This is a genomic window from Zarconia sp., from assembly GCF_057467645.1.
This window is the reverse complement of sequence record NZ_JBRJXU010000147.1, coordinates 48,854-72,503: the sequence shown is the minus strand read 5'-3', so window position 1 is coordinate 72,503 and position 23,650 is coordinate 48,854. Positions and strand designations below refer to the sequence as shown.

Below are 23,650 nucleotides of genomic sequence, written 5' to 3'. Positions count from 1 at the left end.
TGTTAGAACTTTGTCGATCTTGCGATCGAGTCAAAGGGGGGTTTAACCCCACTTAGGAGGAGATGTTAACCTACATCCCCTCATTTTTCAACGTTGCCGTTCTCTTACAGCGCGAATGCCGAAACGTTTACGGAACTCACCCCTTGCAATTGCAGGGTACCGCCGAGGAAGTCGGTGAGGTCGATTTCCAGACTCCCCCCCGCAAAACTGACGTGGGTATCGCTCGCATCGACGAAGCCATTCCCCGAACTATCGAGATCGCTCGCATCGAGACCCAATTCCGTCAGATCGATAGTTTCTCGACGTTGGAAATCAGTAATAATATCGACAGCATTGCTGTCGAACTCAAAGCCGATCACAAATTCATCTTGACCGAAACCGCCGCTTAAAATATCGCTACCTTGACCGCCGATTAGTACGTCTTTTCCCCGGTCGCCAAACAGTTCGTCGTCTCCGGCTTCTCCCGAGAGGGTATCTCGACCGCGACCGCCAAAAATAAAATCGTCTAATGCAGTACCGGCGATCGCATCGGCCCGACCCCCGAAAATGGAAATCTCCGTTCCGGGGTTGGCAACGATGGTTTGGGAAGCGAAATCGAGATCGGTCTTGTTGTTACCACCGGTGAAGATAACTTCATCGACATTGCCATCGATGGTAATTTCTTCAATGCCCCAGTTGCGATCGAAGTTGAAACCGCCCAGTTCTCTCAATCGGGTTTCAACCACGCCGTTCCCGTTGCTATCTTCAATTTCGATGTTGACCCCCGTGGGGTTGGAAAAATTCAGGGAATTGAGGGCATTTTGCAGGTTGTTAAAGGTTTGACCGTTCACCGTTGCACCACTATCGTTGATGGCAACAGTCACGGTTTCCTCTAATGCCGGGGACAGTCCGATTTCATCAACGCCCACTCCGGCACTTTCCGAACCATTATCTAAGTTTAAATCCCCGCTTTCAAACAGGTCGGCACGAGTTACCCCATCGGCAATAAATGACTCTAGGGCATCGAGCGCTGCTAGTTCGTCTGTTGGATCGCTCAAGTCCCCGTCGGAACTCATGTCTTTCCACTCCGCCAAGGCCGCATCTAATGCCGGATCGTCGAGTTTGCGCCACAGCACGTTCAAGCCAAATGAACCCTCTTGACCGGGGGGTAAAAACTGCGATGAGTTCCTGACTCGACCGCTGGCACGGTAGAGGGGATCGGGATTGAAAGCGTAGGTTTCGTCGGGGGAGTCGGGGGAACCAATGCTTTGGAGATTGAGGAATTCGCCGTTGTTAAGTAACCCTTCTATATCCAGGGTGGAAATATCCAGGGTGGCACTGTCGGCAAATAAGGTGGGGTCGATGCTGTCGCCGCCGATGGAAATGACTTGAGCTTCGTTGGTGAAATCGAGGAACTTGAAATTGACGATTTCATCCCCAGCACTCTTTTGGAGATCGGCATGGAAGTAGAGCGTCCCGTCAAAACTCACCCCCGCATACTCGGGAAGTGCCGCGTCCGACCCTAATGTACCCTGGATATCGACGGAGACTAGGGACTCGGTACTGACCCGCGCGTTGACGGTAATGGTTTTACTCTCACCGGCGGCAATGCTGTCGAATTCAACTTCGAGGGTGCGCGAGTTCCCGTCGGTGTCGAGTTCGCTGCCTCCATCGGTATCGAGACTCACGACCTCCAAACCGATGGGTAAGACTTGGCTGAGGTCGTCGAACACCACCACATCCGTCGCGTCTGTCGTACCGGTGTTGTCCACGGTAATGGTGAAGGTCACGTCATCGCCGGGAGAGGCGATAAAGCGATCGGGCGTACCATCTCCATCGGTATCGACTTCGCTCTCGACTTGGGTAATTTCTTTGGTGAGTTCGAGTTCGACGGGGTCGGCAACAGTAACGGTGGCACTGGCGAAGTCGTCTTCGGTCGCATCGCCGTTATTGACAGCCGAATCGGGATCGAACTGGTTGGCAGCGACGATTTCGGCAATGTTGGTATAAGCTTGCGGGTCGGCTTCTTCGACGACGGTGGCGGTAATATCGAGGTCGGTTGTCTCTCCCGAATCTAAAGAACCTACATCCCAAATTCCCGTTAGGGGGTCGTAAGTACCGAGATCGGGGGTGGCACTGACGAACTCGAAGCCCTCCGGCAACAAGTCTTCCACTTGAATCCCAGTGGCATCGGCAGACCCATCGTTGGCAACGGTGAGGGTAAAGGTAACATCCTCTCCCACAGCAGCGGAGGTCGACGAGATGGTTTGGTCGAGGGACAGGTCTGCGAGTTCTCCCAAGGCTTGGCTGCCGAAGGACCATTCTTCAAAACGCGCGTTGGCCCATTTGAATTTGGAATAGAGGTAAACATATGGGTCCCCTTCCCCGAATTCTTCTTTGGGGAAGTAAATCAGTGCATCTCCAGAATCCACTGCCGGACTGAAGGAATCATCTAACCTGACGGTATTGTCTCCGTTGCTATCGAGATCGAGAATTGGGTCGAGTCCCGCCAGTTGCAGCGTGGATGGGTCGTAGCCGCTTAAGTTGCCGACATCTGAGGTGTAGAGTCGTAACTCGTTTAAATCGATAGTGGAAGCGTTGCGCCCTTCATTGAGTCTCAGACGCACCTCGACGTATTCTCTCTCGTCAATGGTGAGGGTGGGTAGATCGGAGAGTTGGATCGATCGGGTTCCATTGCGTTTGGTTTCAAATTCTTTGGTGCCGTCGGTGTTATATCCTTCCCCAGTATCTTGATTGCTGACATTTCTAATGCGAAGAAATGAAGTGGCATTTTCGCCGGAAACATCCGTGGAGGAAAAAAGGATACCGTTGAGTTCGCCGGTGCCGATTAATTCTAAATTGCTAGACATGTTTGAACCTTCGTGAATTTGTGTAGGTGTTTGCACGGTAGATACTTCCCCAACCCCTTCGTCTGAAATCCGCTTAAATCGTTACTGTAAAACTCTGCTCGATCGCCCCCCGTCAGCTTAGGCTCAATCCCAGGAAAAGAAATGACGGTTCCCCACCTGATACAGTAAGTTTTAATCCGGATTTAATATCATCTCAATGCACCCACTCACACTCTAAAGTAAATATTTTTCCTCCAAGTCTTAATTTTTTATTTAATCGAATAAGTATCTCGAATAAACCAAGCGAACTCAATCAAAAACTTGCATAAAATTAGATTTTTTTTGAGAAAATTAAATATTTTTTGTTTCTAACTTTATTTTTACTGTTTTTATAAAATTTTATTTTTTGTTAATATCGGCATGTAGATTTAAAAAAAATTACAAGCATGAGATATTTGACAATCAATTGATTAAGATTGACTCGCGAGTGAATATAGGTGTCAAATATTCTTATAGTTTTGACATGATGCTTTTAATATGTTAAGTTCATATTTTTTGAACAATTGTATTGTTACAGATAAATTATGTTCGGGCAAGTCAAAATCAAAAACTTTAAAATATCTGTACAAATACGGAATGTAGATACATCAAATCGATACCATTTTCAGGGATTCTTAGAGAAATAAATTGATTGAATAAAAAGTTTCGGTAAAGCTCGATCTGCTCTACTCCCTCGATCGAAACAGAACAAATTCAATGAGTTAACGTCCGTTTTGGATCGGACTGTTTCCGGTGAGGGGAACTCCGGAACGGGGAATGGAGTACTTTCCCCCCCAGAGACCAGATGTACCCAGTGTTACAGCCTGACTTTCAGGAGGCTTGCCGACCGCCCGAACGCGATCGAGAGTCGGCATCCCGGCGAGGCAGCTTAAGCAAAACTGACATGAACTCAAATAGCAACTGCTATCGCAACTACCCTGTTAGGTACGGACACTGGTGAAGGCGATCGATCTGAAGCAGGCGTTTCTGGGGCACAGAGATACTGATGTGAGATAGAACGTCTTAACGGTCCTGACGACTGCGATATCTAGCAGTTCGTGCTGGTACCATTACACATTGTCAGTCATGGGAAATGGGGAACGGAGAATCGGGAATAGAAAAAACCTATTCCGTCCATTATTTAAGTCAACCAGTGCGACGAGCTATCTATCAAATCCGGATGAATTACTACTTTTAAATTGAGGCTGACCGTTACCAGTAAACGAAGACTCAGCCATCGGAAAAGAGATTTTTTGACCAATTCTATATAGTCAGTGTATACCCGGATTTTAGATGATATGTCGCGTTCATCAAAACAATAAATCTAAACCGAAACCCGAACGGAAAACCCAAATCGATCGGGTTGATTTTCCCTTCTCGATCGCGAAGATTGCTGCGATTTTGCCGGTGAGTGCGGGCGATCGTCCCGGCGATCGTCGAGAAAATAAGTGGTCATATTCCCCTTACCTTTAATCAAGATCGGACCCCGTTTTTCCAAGACGAACTGATGTCGAATTTGTTCGTAGGTCGCTGGGGAAACCTGTATTTTCCCTGGAACGCCGTGGGATTCCATGCGGCTGGCCGTATTCACCGTATCTCCCCACAAATCATAATTAAACTTTTTAATTCCGATGACACCGGCCACTACCGGACCCGTATGGATGCCAATGCGCAAGCTTAAGGTTTGATGGTTGCGGGTGTTAAAGTGAGCGATCTCTTGTTGCATTTCCAAAGCCATTTGGGCGACGGCAACAGCGCTATCTTCCATCGGTTTGGGCAGTCCGCCCACCACCATGTAAGCATCGCCAATGGTTTTAATCTTTTCGAGACCGTGCTTGTCGCTGAGTTTATCGAACTCGGAAAAGACCTGATTGAGCAAGCGCACCAACTCCGTGGCGGAAATTTGCGCGGATAGTTCCGTAAACCCGACGATATCGGCAAACAAAACCGTCACGTCCTCAAAATCTTCGGCGATGATACCCTGTTCCCGTTTGAGACGCTCCGCGATCGCTTCGGGCAAAATATTCAGCAGCAGGCGTTCGGTCTGTTCTCGTTGCTGACGTAGGGCCGCTTCCGTGCGTTTGCGCTGGACGAATTGACCCAGTTGCCCCCCCACCAAACGCATCATGCGCATCATATCTCGATCGGGCGATCGCACCTCCCGCGAAAATAACGTCATCACCGCGATCGTCTCGTTGCCAATTTGAATGGGGAAGCCGAAGGCACAGCGCAGAGATTGGGTGGTAACAGAAGTGCTGCTTTTAAAACGACGATCGCGAACCCAATCGGGAATCCACTCCGACTTTCCCGTCTGCCAAATTTGACCGGGAATGCCTTCGCCGGAGGCAAACGCTTTCTGTCGGGCCGCTATCATCCATCGAGACAAGTCCACCGAGGGGTCCGACCACGCCGCAACACAACTCAATTGCAGGTTGAGGTGGGATTCGTCTCGGGGTCGATCGGGTTCGGTATTCGGCAGCCACAACTCCCCCAAATCCCAGCGGAGGTGTTCGCAAATGCCTTGTAACACTTTGGGGATGGCATCTTCAATGGCGATCGCCTCGGACAGGGTTTGAGTGACGATCGACTGGGCGATCGTCCGTTGTTGGGCGCGAAGCTGTTTGGTGACGTCGCGACCGACATAGATGAGTTCTTGCCAGTTTTGCCCTTCGTTGGGAATCACCGAACAGGAAAAGGCAACCGTTACGTTTTCGCCATTTTTACACCGGCAAATCAGTTCGATATTTCTGAGGATTTCCCCGTCTTCAGCCAGTAGATATCGTTGAATTTCTGCAATATCGAAGTTGGGATCGTCGAGAACCCTTAAGATGTGCTGCCCCACCAGTTCCGAGGATTCGTAGCCGAGGAGGGCAACGGTGGCGGGATTGATTTTTTGGATCGTCCCCGACAGATCTGTCACCATCAAAGCATCGGCCATGGAAGTGACGATATTTTGGGTATAGGATTCGGAGACCGATAACCGATCGACCAGGAGCATCATCTCATTGGAAGCCTGCACCAGGGTTTGCTCCAAAGTCATCCGATCGGTCACATCTTCTAAAAAGAGAACGAATCGATCGTTCTGTTGCGGGTGGGCGATGGCGTAAAGATCGAGATAGCTGGGGGCGTCGGGCTGAAAATGGCGAAGGATACCTCTCAAGACAAATTCTTGGCGCTCCCCTTGCAAAATCTCTGCGAAAATCTCCTCCATGCCACACAGTTCTGGAAATCCCATGGCGATTTCGACATCGACATCGAGGTCAGTCGGGTTGTCAACAAATCGAGCACTTCCCTCAGACACGCGCACAATTCTCAAGGCACAGTTGAGAATAATGTATTCAACGTGCGGCGGCACGAAGGTTTCTGGATTTGAAGAACTCATCATAGATGCTTGTTTTCGGGTGTTATCTCCAGTTTGGCTCGTTTGTTCCCGTGGCAAGAGATCGTCTGACAATATCTCCCGTGTTCTCCCGTACTCCTCTCATGCCCAGTTTTGAGTTCAATTGCGAGGGCTCGACGGAACTGAATATGCTTCCGATCGATCCTAGTGTGACAAATCCTCAAAGGGTTTGGGTTCGATCGGACTGAATTCATTGCTGTAGCCGATAATCTCGATGCGCATTGCGGGATTTTCGTCGAGCAAGGGTTTGACCCGAGTGACTTTGGTCTCCAAGTCGATCGATTCAAGTTCCGCAGAACCGGGTTTGAAGTAGATTCGGGTATCGATTTTCAACGGCTGCGTGCCGACGGTATTGGTCACCGACTCAACTCCGGGAATCTTCTCGAAGGCTTGGGTGACCTGTTGGGCTTCGGAGGCATCGGTCACGGTCCCATTACCGCCACCTGTCTTCGATCGTACAGGGCACGAATGGTGTTTCCTTCCCGTTCGTTGAAAATATTTACTGTTGGCTCGACTTCTGCTGTTGTCAAGCTGGGATGAGGTGGGACGCGCACGGTGGCGATCTGAGAGTGGATGCTTGTTCGAGGGGACTAAGAGTCATAACGATAGAAAATGATGAATAGATGACAACTCGATTCCAGATGTTTTCCTCTGATATCACGAGTTTGACGCAACAACAGAAGCTGCTCGGTTACACTCACTCATATCCAGTTCGGTTGAATACTTATAATTCACCGTGAAACGAGCAGGCAATCGCTGGGGGAGAGAATTTGAGAAGAGATTAAGCATTTGCGCCCAATTCTCACGAATTATCCGAACTTGAGATCGCTCAACACGAAGGAGTTCGGATTTCAGCACCTATAGACTGTACCGGGCACGGCGTTCTATGGCCATCCACAGATTCTCGAGCCGTACCCTTTGACGTAACCCCAAACCATCTAGCCGAGAAATTTTATTGAGGAGAAATGACGGTTTTCCCAAATCCTGATACTTTCATCTTATATCCCCACTTCGATCGTGTCAGGATGTTCGTGATGCCACGTGCAACTTAATTATCCCAAACCTAACAGCACCGGCTTAAAGGGAAAGGGGGATCGGGTCGGCTCGATCGCGATATAGCTTTGCTTCAAGTTGCACGCCGCCTTAATTACTTCTAAATACAAATCCATCAATACCAGTAAAGTGATAGTCTATCGAGAAAAAGTCAACGGTTCTAGAGCTAAATCCGATCGAATTCAACGGATTACTTAATCTCGCTAAAAATTTAACACATAGAAATGTTTTTTTGTCAATAAATACGTAACGCAAATGTAAGCCCGATCGCAGAAAAAGGCAGAGAGTTTTGTGGTTCGATCGCAATCAAGGAAACGATATCGACAATGACTCAAACAATTTGGATCGCCCGACACGGAAATCGGATTGACTTCGTTCGTCCCGAGTGGTTTAACACCGCCAAGCGCCGTTACGATCCCCATCTATCCCCCGATGGCGAAGTTCAAGCCCGAGAATTAGGTACGCGCCTCCAAGGTGAAGGGATCGCGCATATTTTTGCCTCTCCCTTTTTACGCACGGTGCAGACTGCAAATTACGTTGCCGAGGCACTCGATTTACCCATCAAATTAGAATGGGGTTTGTGCGAATGGCTCAATCGGGAGTGGATGAACAAGATGCCCGAAACCCTACCCCCAGAAGCCTTGAAAACCCATTTTCCTCGCATCGATTTGAGTTATCGCTCTCTGGTGCAGCCTCAGTACCCCGAAACCGACGAACTCTGCTGGCAGCGCACGGCAGAGACGGCAAAGTGCCTGGTGGAGCGATATTCCACCGACTTATTGTGGATCGGACATGGAGCGTCGGTTGCCGGTACGGCAGTCGGACTTTTGGGAGAATACCGAGAAATTAATGCATCTCTTTGCTGTATTGTCAAGCTCGCGCGCCGGGATACTCGATGGGTGATGGAACTCAACGGCGATACCTCCCATTTAAGTCAGCCTCAGACAAAGATTCGATTTAATTAGAGAGGTTGGGCGATCGCGATTGAAATCGCTCAAACGCCGATCGATGTTCGATCGGGGCAGCAGTTTTTCGTGAGGAAATTTCAGGGTTGCGCTTCACGATTTTCTGACTTTTTCAACCTTCGCTCCACTGACTGAATGCGATCTTGACGCACAACCCGATCGTTGACAATCTCGATTAGTTGGCATCGATCGATTAACCTCATCTCATCGAAATCAAAAGAGATATTCTGACTCTTTACAGTTCCTTCAATCCGTTCGTTCGAAGATTGAAATCATTTCACGTTCGAGACCAAATATCGCCAGCAATCGATTAAAAATGCTAGTTTGAAAGTAAATTCACGTCTTTCCCAGATTCAGTGGTGTATCGGTGTTACTTCGATTCTCAGTCTAAAAAAATGAATTTTAAACCGATCGGCAATTCTGTTTTAGCAACGGGTTTAATGAGTCTGATTTTCTTAGCACCCACGACCGGTTTGAGGGGGGCAAGCTACGCTCGCACCGCCTTTAGCAGTCCGGGGGCTAAAGTAAATTTTTCTCCTCCGAATCAAGATGCTCCAGGCTCTACCGTTGGGGGGGCCAGTCGCGGCTGGGGGATTTGTATTACCGAACCCAACGATAATTTCATTGCGTTAATGCCACCAAGCAATTTAGGATTGACCCTCAATACCCATCCCACGATTTGGCTGTACGTTCCGGCAACATCTGCCAATGCCGTCGAACTCGTCTTCAGCCACGAAGATGGCACCGAAATCTTGCGAAAAACCGTGGCAATGCCAGAACAACCGGGAATTGTCAGTTACACCCTCGACGAATCGGATCTGCCAGCGTTACAAGTCGGCAAAGATTACCATTGGTATGCCAGCATTCTGTGCAGCGATACCGATCGCTCTGGAAATGCGATCGTCGATGGTTGGGTGAAGCGCATCGATGACTCCACCCTCGGACAAAAGCTCGCCCAGGCAGCAGAGGAAACCCATCCTGCGTTGTACGCCGAAGCGGGAATTTGGTACGAAACGCTCGAAACTTTAGCCCACTTGCGCCGCACTCAACCGAATAACTCGGAAGTCACTTCGAGTTGGCAAGATCTACTGCAATCAGTGGGTTTGGACAGTCTTGCAGAGGTTCCGTTGCAATAGTCTGGCTGGGCAATTGGGGACGGATTTGAGGAGTGGGGGGAGAGTGAATGGAGAATGAACAATGGGTCAGTTGCAACATCCCATACCCATTGGTGAAAGGTTAAGCGGACGTGCCACCTGTCAAGGGGAATGGGAGATCGACATTGCTCGACCATCGGAAACCGTTGAGACCTGAAGAGTCAATCGAGGGACAACACTAAATATGGGGCTTGACAAACGAGAAATTTCCTCAACCCTTCACCAATGCCCCATACCCAATACCTCTTTCACCAATGTCCGTCAAAGTTTTCGACTCATGACAAAACTCTTCATGCAAGCAACTCGGGGTAAAGTCATCTTTGTTCTCGGTATTTCCTGGGTTCTGGGAATCGTACCGAGGGCAGTATTTTCCCAATCCATCGTCCCGGCAACCGATGGTACGGGAACGATTGTTACGCCTGAGGGCGATCGATTCAATATCGAAGGGGGGCAACTCTCCGGCGACGACGCGAACCTCTTCCACAGCTTCGAGGAATTCGGCTTAAGCGAAGGGCAAATCGCTAACTTTATTGCCAACCCCCATCTGGAAAATATTTTGGGGCGGGTGACGGGGGGTCATGCGTCCTATATCAACGGTTTGATTCAAGTGAGTGGGGGGGATGCCAATCTCTTTTTGATGAACCCCGCCGGGATGGTGTTCGGACCCGATGCGGCTTTGAACGTCCCGGCTGATTTTACCGCAACCACAGCGACGGGAATTGGATTGGGCGACAACTGGTTCAACGCTTTTGGAGACAATCACTGGTCGGCATTGCTGGGAAGTCCAAATGCCTTTAGCTTTGCAACCTCCGAACCCGGAGCGATCGTCAATGAAAGCAATTTAGCGGTTTCTACCGGACAGAATCTGAGCTTGTTCGGGGGAACGGTTGTCAATACCGGGAATTTAAGCGCTCCAAATGGCAATATTACTGTGACCGCAGTTCCTGGAGAAAGTCTCGTTCGTTTGAGTGCGGCCGGCAACGTGCTGAATCTAGAAATTACAGAGTTCTCGGATTCGGCGACCCCACTATCTTTACCGCAATTGCTAACGGGTGGCGCATTTTCGGGCAATGCCAGTCAGCTTGTCGTCAATGGCGATGGGACGGTGAGTTTGGTGGGGTCTGAAGTCGATATCGCGCCGGGAGATGCGATCGTTTCGGGGTCGGTGTCGGTACGCGGCAACTCGAGTCATGAGGAATTGTCATTACCCAGCATTCAAGTATTGGGAACTCGCGTGGGACTGTTCGATGCGCACCTCGATGCTTCCGGCGTTGGGGGAGGTGGGAATATTTTCCTCGGGGGAGATTTTCGAGGGGAAGGCGATCTTCCGAATGCGCGGGTCACCTTGGTTGATGGTAACTCGTCAATTTTTGCGGATGCGATCGCATTCGGAGATGGCGGGGAAATTATCCTCTGGGCTGACGATACCACCGCATTTTGGGGCAAGATTAGCGCCCGTGGGGGAAGCGATGGTGGCAATGGTGGATTTGTGGAAGTCTCGGGGAAAGACACGCTGATTTTCCGAGGAGACGTTGATACTCGCGCCCCCCAAGGGTTGTTGGGAATGTTATTGCTCGATCCGGTGGATATTACCATTGCTGCCGGTACGGGAGATGGGGCAACGGATGGAGATGATACCTTTGCTGGCAACCCCTCGGGAACGGTGGGGCAAGTTGAAGCTGCCGATACTGCCCCCACTACCATTTACCAGTCGGAGTTGGAAGGTCTCTCAGGGGATACGGATATCGTCCTCGAAGCGAGCAACGATATTACTTTAGAGGATGGCGTATCGCTGTTTTTAGCACCGGGTTCCGGTTCGGTAACGTTTACAGCCGACTCCGATCGCGATGGTGAAGGGGCCTTTTCCATGAGTCCCGCCGATAGTATTACGGCTCTGGGGCGCAATTTGGAGATTTCCGGGGCCGGGATTACCGTGGGGTCGATCGATACCTCGGATATCGGCATGGGGGGTGGCAATATTTTCCTCAATAGCAGTGGCGACCTCAATGCCCTAGATAGTCATCTGTTCACCTCAGAAGGGGGAAACATTACCCTGAGTGCAGTCGGCAACCTCAATACAGATTTTAGTGTGATTCAAACCTCTGCTGGGGGAAATATTTCCCTGAGCGCAGGGGGAACCCTCGATGCTTCTGGGAATTTTATCGAAACCTCTGCCGGGGGAGAGATACTCTTAAGGGCGGATGGGGATGTCAGCGCTATTGATGCGGGTTTATTTTCTCTGAGTGATTTCGCCGACGCTGGCAAGATTACCGTTGAAAGTACCAATGGCTCGATCGACGCATCTGCCATCATCGTTCAAACCTTTGCCAATGGGGGGAATGGGGGCGCTGTCACCGTCTCAGCGACTGGAGATATCATCGTCGGTGATATCGATGCGGGAAGTTTCGATTTTGACGGTGCGGGAACCAGGGGAGGCACGATTACCATCGAAAGCGGTGGTTCGATCGAGACGACGAGTGGCAATAACATTTCTTCGTCGGCCCTGTCGTTAGGGGGTTTGGCAACGGGAGGAAATATTACTCTGATTGCCGAAAACGATATTATCGCCAACGGTTTAGATGTCTCCACCGAAGATGCTTTTGGTTTCAACCCGATCGTCGCGGGCAATATTAACGTTACCAGTCGGAACGGTTCGATCGAAATTCGAGATAATATCCAAGCCCAAGCCAGTGGCAGTGGTTCTGGGGGTAATGTCAATCTTGAGGCTCGCGATAATATTACCGTCAATGCCCACATTGACGTGAATGGTTCTGAGGTTGGGGGAGATATTACCCTCGCCAGCACGAGCGATGACGGCACGATCGATACTCGGAATGGATTTCTGAGTACGTTTGCCATTGACGATGTCGGGGTTGACGCGCGGGCGGGTAACGTAACGATCGCCTCTGGTGGAGATGTCTTAACGAGTACGATTAACTCCCAAGCCGGTATTCAAGGGGGTGAAATTCAAGTCACCAGTCGCAATGGCAGCATCGATACCCGTGCGGGAACCCTCGTCACTCAATCGACCTATGGAACGGCTGGGAACGTCACCCTCAACGCCAATGGCAGCGTCACCAGCCAGACGATCGCCTCTAGTGCCCCATTGCGCGGGGGCAACCTCCACATCACCAGCACCAACGGGGGAATCAATACCAGTGGGGGAGATTTGGGCACGTTGTCGGAAAATGGCAATGCGGGAGACGTCACCCTCGAAAGTCGCGGTAATATTACCACGGCCAATATTGCATCGAGTTCTCAAACTGGGGATGGCGGTCACCTCAGCCTCCGCAGTACCCAGGGCAACATCGCCACCGGCAACCTGAACACTTTCACCAACGGCAACGGTGCGGGAGGGCAGATCGACCTCGCTAGCAATACGACCGCGACCAGTTCTGTGACGACGGGAAATATTAGCACCCGATCGAATAACGGAACTGCTGGTGCGATTAACGTCACCGCTTATAGCAACATCCAAGCCAATGACATCCAAACCTTCGGCCGACTCGATAGTGGGGATATTACCCTAGAAATCCTCGACAGTGGCGATTTGAGTGCGGGAAATATTACCACCGAAACCACGGTTGGGGTGAGTGGCAATATTACCATTAACGGCACGAACGTTGAAACGGCGAACGTACAATCCATTGGCACGACAGGGTCGGGGGATATCGAAATTATCGCCGCCGATGGCATCACCACCCAAACCATTTCCACCACTACAAATACCGGAGATAGTGGCGATATCGATACCACCTCTGGCGGCGATACGATGACGGGTGACGTGACGACGAGTTCCGGGCGCGGGAATAGCGGGGATATTGATGTGGATGCCGGAGGAGAGATCGCCACGGGAGATGTGACCTCCGCTGGAGACGAAGAGAGTGGCGATGTTCGCCTCAGTAGCGGCGAGGGCAGTATCGAAACCGGTGACATCGAAACCGAAGCCCGACATGGGGATAGTGGGGAGATTGAGGTTGATGCGCAAGGGAATATTACCACGGGGGAGGTTCGATCGACGGGCGGTGGTAATAGCGGCGACATCACCCTCACCAGTCGGGAGGGCAACATCGACACCGGGGATATCGCCAGCAGCGCCCAAACGGGAACCTCCGGAGATATTACGGTAACTGCAGCCGGGGATATCGAGACGGGAGATGTGACCTCGACTGGGGCCCAGGGGAGTGGCGATATTATCCTCACCAGCCAAGTTGGGGCGATCGAAACCGGGGAAGTGCAAACGGATACGGGGGTGGTGCGGATTGACGCGCCGGAAATCTTGCCGGTTCTTAGGGATGTGAATGTTGAGACGGTTGAAGATCTTGATGCGAGTCAGACAGATATCGCCGATTCAGGGGCGATCGCCTCGGAGACGACCTCACATCTAGAACTGGCAGCGGATTTAACCGTCGAACCCGTTGAGCAAAGCACAACATCGACTCTGGAAACCAATCTCGACACCCACGATTTAGGGCAATTTGATACAAATGTGCTGCAGACCGATGGGCAAGGAACTACCGGGGAGTCTGCTGAGGTACTCGTGATGGAAACGGTCGCCGCAGTGGCGTCTCCAACCGCTGATGTGTCGGTATTGCCAGCATTAAGGAACCAGACGGAAGCCTCTCTGGATGTGGGCAATCTGGTGGAAGGGTTGGGATTACTCGATCGCCTCTACACTCAAGAATACGAAGACCACTTCCGGGAAAACTTCAGTACCGCGCAACCGACGGTGTTTGAAATTCAAGCGAAATTGGGTCAGATCGATCGAGAAACGGAGACCAAAACCGGCGTGATTTACACCATGGTGCGGGACGATCGCTTGGAGCTAATTTTAGTGGCCGTAGGAAGCCCTCCCATTCATCGCACCATCGAAGGGGTCGATCGGCAAACCCTCCTCGATACGGTGGCGGCGTTGCGTCGGGAAGTGACCGATCGCACTCGCTTGCAAAGCACATCCTATCTCAAACCGGCCGGGCAGTTACATCAATGGCTGGTGAGTCCCGTGGAAGACCAGTTGCAAGCTTTAGGGGTCGATACGCTAATCTTTTGCATGGATGAAGGATTGCGCTTGCTACCCATTGCCGCCCTCCACGATACGGAACAGTTTTTGGTGGAGAAATATGGCTTGAGCATTATTCCCAGTCTCGGACTGCTGGATTTGAACTATATCAACTTGCAAAACGCTCAAGTGCTGGCGATGGGGGCTTCGGAGTTTGCCAGTCAGTCACCCCTGCCGGCCGTTCCCGCAGAACTCTCGCTCATTACTGGAGATTTAGAGATTTTGCAGGGGAATGCAACGACGAAAGAGAAAGCCAATTCCACATTTGCATCGGGTTTGAGAAACGGGCGAGCGTTCCTCAACAACCGTTTCACCCTCGATACCTTGCAAACTCAAAGCCAGCAGCAGCCCTTTGGCATTTTGCACCTCGCCACCCACGCCCAGTTTCAACCGGGGCAACCGGAGAATTCCTATATCCAATTTTGGGATGAATCTTTACCTCTCGATCGCTTTTCGGATTTGGGATTGGAGAAATCCTCCTTTGAGTTGTTGGTGTTGAGTGCTTGCCGGACGGCATTCGGAGATACCCGCGCCGAGTTGGGGTTTGCGGGATTGGCGGTGCGGGCTGGAGCGCAATCGGCTTTGGCGAGTTTGTGGTACGTTAGCGATGATGGCACTCTGGCGTTGATGTCGGAGTTTTACAGCCATTTAGACCGAGTAAAAGTGAAAACCGAGGCTCTGCGACAGGCACAAATTGCCATGATTCGGGAGCGGGTTTACCTGAGTCAAGATAAGTTGTATTTCTCTCAAGCCAATGAGGGGTTGGTGTTGCCGGAGAATTTAGTGCGATCGGGTCGTCGATCGCTCTCTCATCCTTATTATTGGTCGAGTTTTACCACCATTGGCAACCCCTGGTAGGAGAGCAAAGCAATACTGCTCTCGCACTCGAGTGCTCAGAGCCGATCTCTAATGCGAGCTTATTGGTATAGCGCTACGCAAATGTGTTAGGAAATCTACAAAATCTATAAGCTATATAGCGCTACGCGCTTAGGTTAGGACGTTCAGAAAAATGGTCCATTACCCAGAGGGGAAGACGGAGATAACAGTGTCCTAACGTATGTGCGTATTGCTATATCTGAGCTAATTGTTCAAGGTATGCCCTTCGTTTACCTTCATCTCGTTCGCGGTAGCCATATGTTTTTTTTTGCGCGACCAACCAATGGTCTTCAATGCACGTGATATCGTCCGAGTGCTCACTGGCACTTCCCACAGTTGAGCCATTTGAGCTTGGGTTTTGTCCCCATGGTCGCGGGCAAATTGGGTAAATCCTTCCCAATCACTGATTTTACGGCTCGTTCGATGGGGACGGTTTGACAACGCCCGGTAGTCACCCGTTTGTGCTTGCCGCTTGAGCCATAGGTTGATGGTATTACGGCTTAACCCAAACACTTGAGCCGCTTGGCTTTTGGGCATACCGTCGAGTTGAATGGCATTGACTACCTTTTGCCGTAGGTCGTAACTATAAGCTTTTGCCATCTATCTGTTCGTCTCTAAAGAAGAATTCTATTCTATGTCCTAACACTCCTGACCATAGCTATATTATCCAAAACTGACGTTGACCTAGTGCAGCGCGGCAGAAATAACTGACCAGCTTTCAACCGCTGAAAGTTATGTACAGTAAGCATTTTGCATTTTGCATTTTTAATTCCGCCTCGCGGCACTAGTACTTTGCCACAATGATTTTGACAGGTAGGGGTAGTGCCACTGTGCCTCCTTCATGCGGGGCGATTCTCTGAAGGAGACGCTTCGCGTTAGCGTTAGCCATGCCGCAGGCTATACGCGGGGGGTTTCCCTCCACTACGTTCCGCCCTGACAAAATTACCCGTCATAATTTCTGTGGTGGAGTACTAGGCTAGACCCAAATCTCCGATGGATGTAGAATTTAAACTATTACGATCGTGTTTTAGCGTGATGATTGTTGGAACCACACAAGCCGCACAAATTTTAAAAATCTCCACCCCTCGACTGAGAATCCTGTTAATTGCCGGTCGAGTCAAAGGTGCGTACAAAACCGGAAAAATGTGGTTGATCCCCCTCTTTGGCGGCAAACCGATCGTCTCGAGAGGTTCGAGAGGTCCCGCTCCCCGTTGGCGCCATGGCAGAGTCCCAGCCAAAACCATCGTCCACGTCAACTCCCGAAAAATTCAACAAAATTGCAAAAATCAAACGCGAGAGCCCGTCATCACCGTCAAAAAAGGTCGCTCGAACATCTATGGATATGAGGTGGAAATACCCGGAGGATGTCGCATCGTGTATCGTCCCGACAAACCGTTCTGTGGGGCGAAAGTCTGGATCGAAACCTTTTACGATGTCAAAGTCCTAGGTTTGCCAGCAGCCATCGGTTCGGGCTAGCCTCTCCGGGGCGATCTATAGCAGTCGCCACATTGGGCGCGGACAACACCAGACAATTGTGCGATCTTGCTTACAGCGGTTTTCAAAAATATTGACCCCGAACGCGAGTTCACTCAAAAAATGCGAACAGACATCGGTGATGTAGGGGTCATGCCTCCGTGCCGACCCCGTTTCAAGTGCCTGGGGTCTACCATTATGAAAACCGCTATAAGTCTCCCCCCATTGGTCAGCGTTCCCTTGCTAGGTCAGCGTTCCCTTGCTAGGTCGGCGTTCCCTTGCTAGGTCGGCGTTCCCTTGCGTCTTTCGCCGACGCGGGGTCCGACCTCTTGCCGCCGACGCGGGGTCCGACCGCTCCCGAAGCCCCCCATGCCCCCGAAGCCCCCGAAGCTCACTCAAACCGGAATTGTAAGTGTTTAACCGAACTTGATATTACCGCCTGTGGCTTAACCCGAACCGACGTCGATCGACCCACCAGTGTGTCACACGAGGTTCACCGCCAATCTCCGACCAAGAGGTAGGGTGCCCAGTATAGGGGCGCATTGTGACTGCTATCCCCGTGCAAAAATGCCAGTTGGGCGCTGCGCAGAGCTTCGGCACGATTCGCACCGGCAACGAGGGATTGGTAGAAATGTCCCGCAAACTCCACAGCCAAGTCATCTTGGAGACTCCACAGGGAGGCAACCGTACTGCGGGCTCCCGATCGAACTGCAACTCCGGCGAGTCCCAAGACGGCTCGCGTATCCCCCGGTGCGGTTTCGCAAGCACTCAGAACGAGTAAATCGATGGCTTTGGCGCGATCGGGATTTTGAGGTCGGAAGAGGCGATCGAACTCGCGAATCTCGATCGGACCGTCAGCGGCGAGAATATATGTATTTTCGGCTTGGGAACTAAACTGACCGTGGGTGGCGATATGCACCACTTGGAAATCCTGGGACTGGATTTGGTTTTCGAGATTGCTTCGATCGAACTCTTCATTGAGTAACTGTTCGGTATTAGATACAACATCTTCAATGAGTTCTAACTCTTCTGGGACGTGGGGAAGAGGCGAACACTCGCAATCAGGAGGAGGTTCGCTCAAACCAGCCGCCAAAACCGTCAACTCCCCAGCTAGCGGTTGCGCGTCTAGGAGATACAAACCCGGTTCGGTAGCGATCGGATGTTTTTCGATCAAGTATTTTTCGCCGTCGTAGAGGGCGGCCATGGGAATGTTGCGCAATGCCCCATCGAGGACGAAAACTAAAGTTTGATTCTCGGTGAGTTGAGAGGCAATCGGCGCGATCGACCATTGGTAGACTTGGTGAGATAGTCGCTCGATTTCCCGGATGGCGTAGGGCTTTTCCAACGCTTCGCGCAGGTCTGTGAGAGTCTCGACGAGGTCGGATTGGGGGATTAAGGTACGGTAGTGCGATAATTCAGATTTTCCCGGCAATCGCGCGATGAATTCTAACCGATCGGCTAAGATAATCCCGTAAATCGCCACTGACTGGGGATCGAGGCGATCGATGGCTTGAGGTTCGGCATCGACGCAAGCATCGCGAAAAAAGTTATCTAATTCTGCCAATCCCAGGAGTTCGATCGCCTCTCGGGCTTGCTGGAGGTTTTCCTGGGAGGGGATTTCCGGCGCTAAGAGCAAATCTACCAACTCCCGATACACCGGTTCGACTCGATCGCGAAAATCGAACTGTACGTCCTGGGAAATGGCAACCAAATCTTGCCGCAAGGACTGTAGGGTTTTCACCGCTTCGGTGTAGGCGGCGATCGCCCCAGCTCGATCGGGTTGGAGCTGTTTTTTTAAAATCCGCCCCCACTGCCACTGCCACTGATAGGCAATATCCTGGGCTTGCATCGACTGGGCGAGCAACAGGGCATTTTGGGTATAGATTTTTGCTTTTTCCAATCGCCCCGTCCCTTCGTAGAACTGACCTAAATACCCCAGGGTATAGGACTGGGCGCGGGGGTCTGCTAAATCCTGCGCTTGGTGCGTTGCGGTGAGGAACAGCCGTTCGGCATCGGTATTGAGAGCAACATTCGTCCCCGGCAAACCCGTCACACCCGCCACAGCTAAACCCGCACCCCGTGACATTAAACTGCGGGCGAGATCGGTGCGGGCGTAGATGGTTTGGCGACCGACGGGCAACCGATCGATATTGTCCTCGATCTCCGACCAGCGGACAATTGGAGTGTCGAGTGGGAAAAAATTTTGACCCGATCGCCCCTCCCATTCCACCATTAAGCTGAGGGCATCGAGTTGGGCTTGAATCTGGGTGGTGCGATCGGCGTTGGCTGCAGCTCGCTTGTAACAGGTGAGGGCGAGGCGGGCAGAGGCGTTGGCTGCTTTAGTGGCTTCGTCGTCCTTTAACTCCCACTCTCGCTCGTAGATGGCACGGGCTGTATTTCCCAGGCTAAACTGAACTCTCCCAATATCGGTGGGGGATTGGAGTCGGGTGGCAATTTCCAGGCTTTGGCGCAACGCTCCCCCTGCCGTTCTAGGAGGATCGGTTTGGGGTGCATCTGACCCGACATCCTCCGGCAACGATCGCAACTCGCAGGTGCGATCGTTGAGATAGCCTAAATTACCAAACTTCCCCAGCACCCGCAAAACGTTGCCCTGGCTGCGAAAACCCGCTGCTTTGAGGGGGGAGTCGGGTTGGGCGGCTAAGGTCTGTTCTAGGGCTTCTAGGGTGCTTTCAGCGCGACGATATAAGCCCAATGCCTGTAGGGCACGCAGGAGATCGAGCTGGCTGCGGATCGCCCCACGTTCGTCTCCGGCGCGATCGTAGAGTTCCGTAGCACTTTCCCAATCTTCTAGAGCACGATCGTACCGTCCTCGCTCGAATTCCAGGTTGCCGCGAATATGCAGGGTTTGGGCGAAAAGGCTCGATGCTGCCCCCTCGCCGTCGGGAGAATCGAGCAGTTGCAAGCTTTGGGCAATTGCCGTTTCGGCCTCGTCCCACCGTCCCAGTTTTTGCCAGCATAGGGAAAGATTGCTCAAGGCCATCGATCGTCGCCAAGGGTCGGTTTCGGCTTCGGCGATTTGCTGCCAAATCCGCGCGGCTTCGGCAAAATTTCCTGCCCCGTAAAGGTTTCGCCCCTGGGTTTCGAGGTCGAGAGTGTTGTTTTGAAGGCTGGTATTGTACGCCCCCGGTCGATCGGAACAATCAATGCCTTCGCGAAGCGCGTGCGTCGCACACACATCTTGCTCGCGTTGTAAATCGGCATGTAAATCGGCACGATCTCCCGATGTCTTAACTAACTTGCCGGTGGCTGTATTGTGAGGGTTGCGAGCCATCCTCAGTTCGACCAAGGGAGAAAAAGGGGAAGAAAGGGGACTTGCGAAGTTCGGTGCCGGAGTCGATCGAACCGGAGTGGCCTGCACTCCGGATGAGATGTCGGGGATAACCTGCATCCCCAAGACCAAGCAAAATCCTAAAATTGCGAACCGAATTCGAGAAAAAATGCGTTTCATCTAACCTTCCTCCCCGAACTCAGAGGATTGGCAGGTGATGCGAAACTGCCCCGTACCCTGGGGGTTAACCGTCGGGGGATTCGCCGTCAGAATCACTTCGCCATTTTCTGCGATCGTCCAACCTTGGGCTTCGATGAGGCGCGTGGATTGGGATTGGGGTATCGCGTCACTAGCATTGCGATCGGCTGAGGCATCGAGGGTTACCAATTGCGCCCATCCAGATTCCCCTCGCAGTTCCCCCCGAGGAGTGGGCGGCACTCCTCCTCGTCCGATATTGACAAATTCACTCCGATCCCCATGCCGACACGGATCTTGTCCGATGAGAGCGGTGGCATCGATCGGGGTGTCGGGGAGTTCGAGCAACCCGCTACTGGGATCGACATCGGGGGTTTGAATATTCACCGTACCGTTAAACTGGGGACCGAGTTCCGAAGTTGCCGTAATGTCACTCCCTGGAGTCGCTTCCTCTCGAAACTGAGTCCCAAAGATACCCTGGGCAGTAATATTCACGCGCCCTCCCAAAGAGGCATCGGCATTGGCAGTGATGTCGCTGTTTTCCAGGGCTGTGAGAGTATCTGTCAAAATCGTAATGTTACCTCCTGTTGAGGCTCCCATTGCATTAGTCGTCACCTGACTCTGATGTCGCAACTGCAGCTCGGAGGTATTGAGCGTAATATCTCCTATATTTCCCCGAGCCGTTTCGGCATTAAGAATTCCCCGATCGAGAAAGAGTTCCGAGGCATGAATTTGGAGGTTCCCGGCGGCTCCCTCGCCCTGGCTGCTGACGCTCACTTGCATACCATCACTCACAATGAGTCGATCGGCTTGTATTGTCAAACTACCTGCATCTCCGCTTCCATTTTCGGTCACACCCACCACCAAACCGGCAGGTAACCCATCGAAGAAGTCTTGCCCCCCACTCAGTTCGATTTGGGAGGCGATAATATCCAAGGTTCCAGCATTCCCCGAACTAAAACTACCTGCGGATATCCTCCCTCCATCTCGTAGGGTCAAGCGATCGGCTTCTACACTCAAGAGTCCGCCATTGCCACCGGCATTCTCATTCACTTGACCTTCCAATCGACTGGGAACCATTCGCCCCTGACCATCCTCCCCAACACCGGCAATATCTATTTCCCCGGCAACGACGGTCAAATTTCCTGCATCCCCCCCGCCTTTGGTTGTGGTGGCAATCCTTCCACCATTTAATAAGGTCAACAGACCCGTTCCGATGGTGATATTCCCCCCACGACCATTACTTCTGTTCCCTGTCGTGGTTTCAATACTGGCACTATTGGTCAATTCGATGGATTCAGTGGCCTCAATGGTGAGATTGCCACCAAAACCATCTCGCAAAGTTGAAGCTTGAATTGAGCCTCCTTCTCGAACGGCTAAACGCTCGGTGCGAATGCTTAAAGTACCGCTTTCGCCAGTATTTTGCGAGAAGGTATCGGCAATGAGGCTACTGGGTTTTGCTCCATTCAGGGAGGTTCCCATTACTTCAATATTTCTGGCAATGATGCTCAAAATGCCAGCTTCTCCTTGTGGGGCAGCAACGGAGATGACACCGCCACCCGACACGATAAGGCGATCGGTTTGCACGTTTAACATGCCCCCGTTCCCCGTGGCATTATTGCCCATCTCCGCAATCAATCGACTCGTCCTTCCATTCATTGTTTCGCCACTCACTTCGATGTCTGGGGCAACAACGGTCAGATTTCCCCCATTCTCTCCTCCCAAAGCCGTTGAAGAGACGATCGCCCCACCAAGCACCCGTAAGCTCTCGGCGCGGAGGGTGACATCACCCGCATTGCCCCCACTCCGTCCCGTTGTTGCTGCTTCGATGCGGCTGACGCGCCCACCACCAATCTCTTCGCCCCTGACTTCAACGTGGGAGGCAACGATATTGACATTGCCGGCATCTCCTTGCCCTTTCGTGGTGGTTTCAATGCCCGATCCCTCCAATACCGTCAGGCGATCGGTTTCTAAGGTGAAGTGACCGGCATCTCCACTAGACTCGCGTTCGCTGGCCGTTCGGACAATCCCGCGATTTCTGATGTCGACGGCTTCTGCGGCATCGATCCTCAAGTCTCCACCCCTTCCTTGACCGCGCGTGGATGCCGAGATGCGAGTGCCATCGATGAGCTGTAAGCTTCCGGTTTCGATATTCACCGTCGGACCATTTCCGGTGGCTTGCCACTCGACATCGGCCAGAATGCCGCTCCGAATTTCACCATCGGAACTCACTCCCTCAAACGTCACGGAATTCGTGGTGCGGATCGTAACAGCTTCTCCGGCTTCATCTCCTAAAGTGGTAGCAACGATCGCGCTACCATCCTCCAGAGAAAGCGATCGCCCTTGCACTTGTACTGCCCCCGCACCCGGACCGCTGGTATCGATGGATGCAGCTCCAGATAAACGAAGGTCTCCAAACTCTCCAACGCCCTCGTATCCCAACTGCCAACCCGCTTCGATTGGGTTTAGGGTAACGGTGCTATTGCCCGCAACGCTGCCCAATTCGATCCGTCCGCTTTCAGCAGTGAGATGCCCTCCGTCAAAGTTTATGTTTCCTCCCACTAATGCTAAAGTTCGATCGGGCTGTACTTGGAGTCCTTGGGGTCGCTCTTCTCGAAAAAGGATCTCAACGTTTGGATGGGCGGGTTGCAGTAGTTTCGCAAATCGCAAGTTATGCCCCCCACCTGCCACTTCGATACCACCGGGTTGGGGTCCAAATTGCAAGCCGACGGGAACGTTAATCGTCAGCAATGGCGGCGCATCCACATCCACCGCACTATACAGACTGCCATCTTCAAACTGCAACGCCTGGGCCGTACTCCCCACAAAGGAACCACCGATATCTAAACTGGCATTTTCTCTGAATACCAACCCGGCTGGATTGATGAGAAACAGATTCGCCATCCCGTTGGCGCGGATAATGCCATCAATGTTGGAAATATTCCCTCCAGTGACGCGGGTAATAATGTTGTCGATAGTGAGGGCGTTGTTGAAATGGGCAATGTCGTTGCTCGGAACGTTAAAGTCTTGAAAGCTGTGGAAGAGGTTACCTCCGGTTGCAGTGCCTCCGTCGATGGTGAGAATGGTATGACCATTCGGTGCGACGATCGCATCGATCGTTGAATTGATGGGTAACGTTCCATCGGGAGTAATTTGAGCGATCGCCTCCCGACATCCTCCCAAATAGCCCAGGCTGAGACACGCCATCATCCACAAATTATAGGTTTCTTGTTTCATCTGCATTTGCTCGCTAAACGGACGTTCGATCGTCTTGCCTCCGATGTCCCCCGATTCAATGTGCTTCTCACGATCGGACATT

Annotated in this window: 12 protein-coding genes; 4 read left to right on the top strand and 8 right to left on the bottom strand. The window is 51.8% G+C overall.

The window, feature by feature from the left end:
* Positions 1–104: 104 nt before the first annotated feature.
* The 5 genes from AC2215_RS22430 to AC2215_RS22410 all read right to left on the bottom strand — a co-directional run bounded on the left by AC2215_RS22430 (position 105) and on the right by AC2215_RS22410 (position 6,821).
* Positions 105–2,849 (bottom strand): hypothetical protein, encoded by a 2,745-nt coding sequence (locus tag AC2215_RS22430; RefSeq protein ID WP_486812242.1) that lies wholly within the window; start codon positions 2,847–2,849, stop codon positions 105–107.
* 740 nt (positions 2,850–3,589) lie between these two features.
* Complete coding sequence (locus AC2215_RS22425; protein WP_486812241.1) at positions 3,590–3,742, bottom strand: hypothetical protein; 153 nt, start codon at positions 3,740–3,742, stop codon at positions 3,590–3,592.
* A gap of 449 nt (positions 3,743–4,191) precedes the next feature.
* Positions 4,192–6,252: an adenylate/guanylate cyclase domain-containing protein gene (locus AC2215_RS22420; RefSeq protein ID WP_486812240.1), complete on the bottom strand. Its 2,061-nt coding sequence runs from the start codon at positions 6,250–6,252 to the stop codon at positions 4,192–4,194.
* Positions 6,253–6,411: 159 nt separating this feature from the next.
* Positions 6,412–6,693: a hypothetical protein gene (locus AC2215_RS22415; protein ID WP_486812239.1), complete on the bottom strand. Its 282-nt coding sequence runs from the start codon at positions 6,691–6,693 to the stop codon at positions 6,412–6,414.
* Positions 6,690–6,821, bottom strand: coding sequence for a hypothetical protein (locus AC2215_RS22410; protein WP_486812238.1), 132 nt, complete (start codon positions 6,819–6,821; stop codon positions 6,690–6,692). The genes AC2215_RS22415 and AC2215_RS22410 overlap by 4 nt, the downstream gene beginning before the upstream one ends.
* An 825-nt stretch (positions 6,822–7,646) precedes the next feature.
* Here AC2215_RS22410 and AC2215_RS22405 point away from each other — a divergent pair.
* The 3 genes from AC2215_RS22405 to AC2215_RS22395 all read left to right on the top strand — a co-directional run bounded on the left by AC2215_RS22405 (position 7,647) and on the right by AC2215_RS22395 (position 15,356).
* Complete coding sequence (locus AC2215_RS22405) at positions 7,647–8,285, top strand: histidine phosphatase family protein (RefSeq protein WP_486812237.1); 639 nt, start codon at positions 7,647–7,649, stop codon at positions 8,283–8,285.
* 395 nt (positions 8,286–8,680) lie between these two features.
* The gene (locus AC2215_RS22400) at positions 8,681–9,421 is read left to right on the top strand and encodes a DUF928 domain-containing protein (protein WP_486812236.1); all 741 of its coding nucleotides are present in this window, start codon (positions 8,681–8,683) and stop codon (positions 9,419–9,421) included.
* 295 nt (positions 9,422–9,716) lie between these two features.
* Positions 9,717–15,356 carry a CHAT domain-containing protein gene (locus tag AC2215_RS22395; protein WP_486812235.1) on the top strand — a complete coding sequence of 1,880 codons (5,640 nt, stop codon included), beginning with the start codon at positions 9,717–9,719 and terminating at the stop codon, positions 15,354–15,356.
* A 222-nt stretch (positions 15,357–15,578) separates the two neighbouring features.
* Here the strand turns inward: AC2215_RS22395 and AC2215_RS22390 are convergent, their stop codons facing one another.
* The gene (locus AC2215_RS22390) at positions 15,579–15,974 is read right to left on the bottom strand and encodes an IS630 transposase-related protein (protein WP_486812234.1); all 396 of its coding nucleotides are present in this window, start codon (positions 15,972–15,974) and stop codon (positions 15,579–15,581) included.
* Between the two features lie 435 nt (positions 15,975–16,409).
* Here AC2215_RS22390 and AC2215_RS22385 point away from each other — a divergent pair, with 435 nt between their 5' ends.
* Positions 16,410–16,850: a DNA-binding protein gene (locus tag AC2215_RS22385; RefSeq protein ID WP_486812317.1), complete on the top strand. Its 441-nt coding sequence runs from the start codon at positions 16,410–16,412 to the stop codon at positions 16,848–16,850.
* Positions 16,851–17,340: 490 nt separating this feature from the next.
* On the opposite strand, the gene AC2215_RS22380 is transcribed toward AC2215_RS22385, so the two are convergent.
* A complete protein-coding gene (locus AC2215_RS22380) occupies positions 17,341–20,316 on the bottom strand; it encodes a CHAT domain-containing protein (RefSeq protein WP_486812233.1) in 2,976 nt (991 codons plus the stop codon).
* Positions 20,317–23,649: a two-partner secretion domain-containing protein gene (locus AC2215_RS22375; protein ID WP_486812232.1), complete on the bottom strand. Its 3,333-nt coding sequence runs from the start codon at positions 23,647–23,649 to the stop codon at positions 20,317–20,319.
* Position 23,650: the final 1 nt, after the last annotated feature.

Bases quoted from the DNA above. Each gene is read 5' to 3' on its own strand.
- AC2215_RS22430 (WP_486812242.1), bottom strand. From the start codon at position 2,849: ATGTCTAGCAATTTAGAATTAATCGGCACCGGCGAACTCAACGGTATC.
- AC2215_RS22425 (WP_486812241.1), bottom strand. From the start codon at position 3,742: ATGCCGACTCTCGATCGCGTTCGGGCGGTCGGCAAGCCTCCTGAAAGT.
- AC2215_RS22420 (WP_486812240.1), bottom strand. From the start codon at position 6,252: ATGATGAGTTCTTCAAATCCAGAAACCTTCGTGCCGCCGCACGTTGAA.
- AC2215_RS22405 (WP_486812237.1), top strand. From the start codon at position 7,647: ATGACTCAAACAATTTGGATCGCCCGACACGGAAATCGGATTGACTTC.
- AC2215_RS22400 (WP_486812236.1), top strand. From the start codon at position 8,681: ATGAATTTTAAACCGATCGGCAATTCTGTTTTAGCAACGGGTTTAATG.
- AC2215_RS22395 (WP_486812235.1), top strand. From the start codon at position 9,717: ATGACAAAACTCTTCATGCAAGCAACTCGGGGTAAAGTCATCTTTGTT.
- AC2215_RS22390 (WP_486812234.1), bottom strand. From the start codon at position 15,974: ATGGCAAAAGCTTATAGTTACGACCTACGGCAAAAGGTAGTCAATGCC.
- AC2215_RS22385 (WP_486812317.1), top strand. From the start codon at position 16,410: ATGATTGTTGGAACCACACAAGCCGCACAAATTTTAAAAATCTCCACC.
- AC2215_RS22380 (WP_486812233.1), bottom strand. From the start codon at position 20,316: ATGAAACGCATTTTTTCTCGAATTCGGTTCGCAATTTTAGGATTTTGC.
- AC2215_RS22375 (WP_486812232.1), bottom strand. From the start codon at position 23,649: ATGTCCGATCGTGAGAAGCACATTGAATCGGGGGACATCGGAGGCAAG.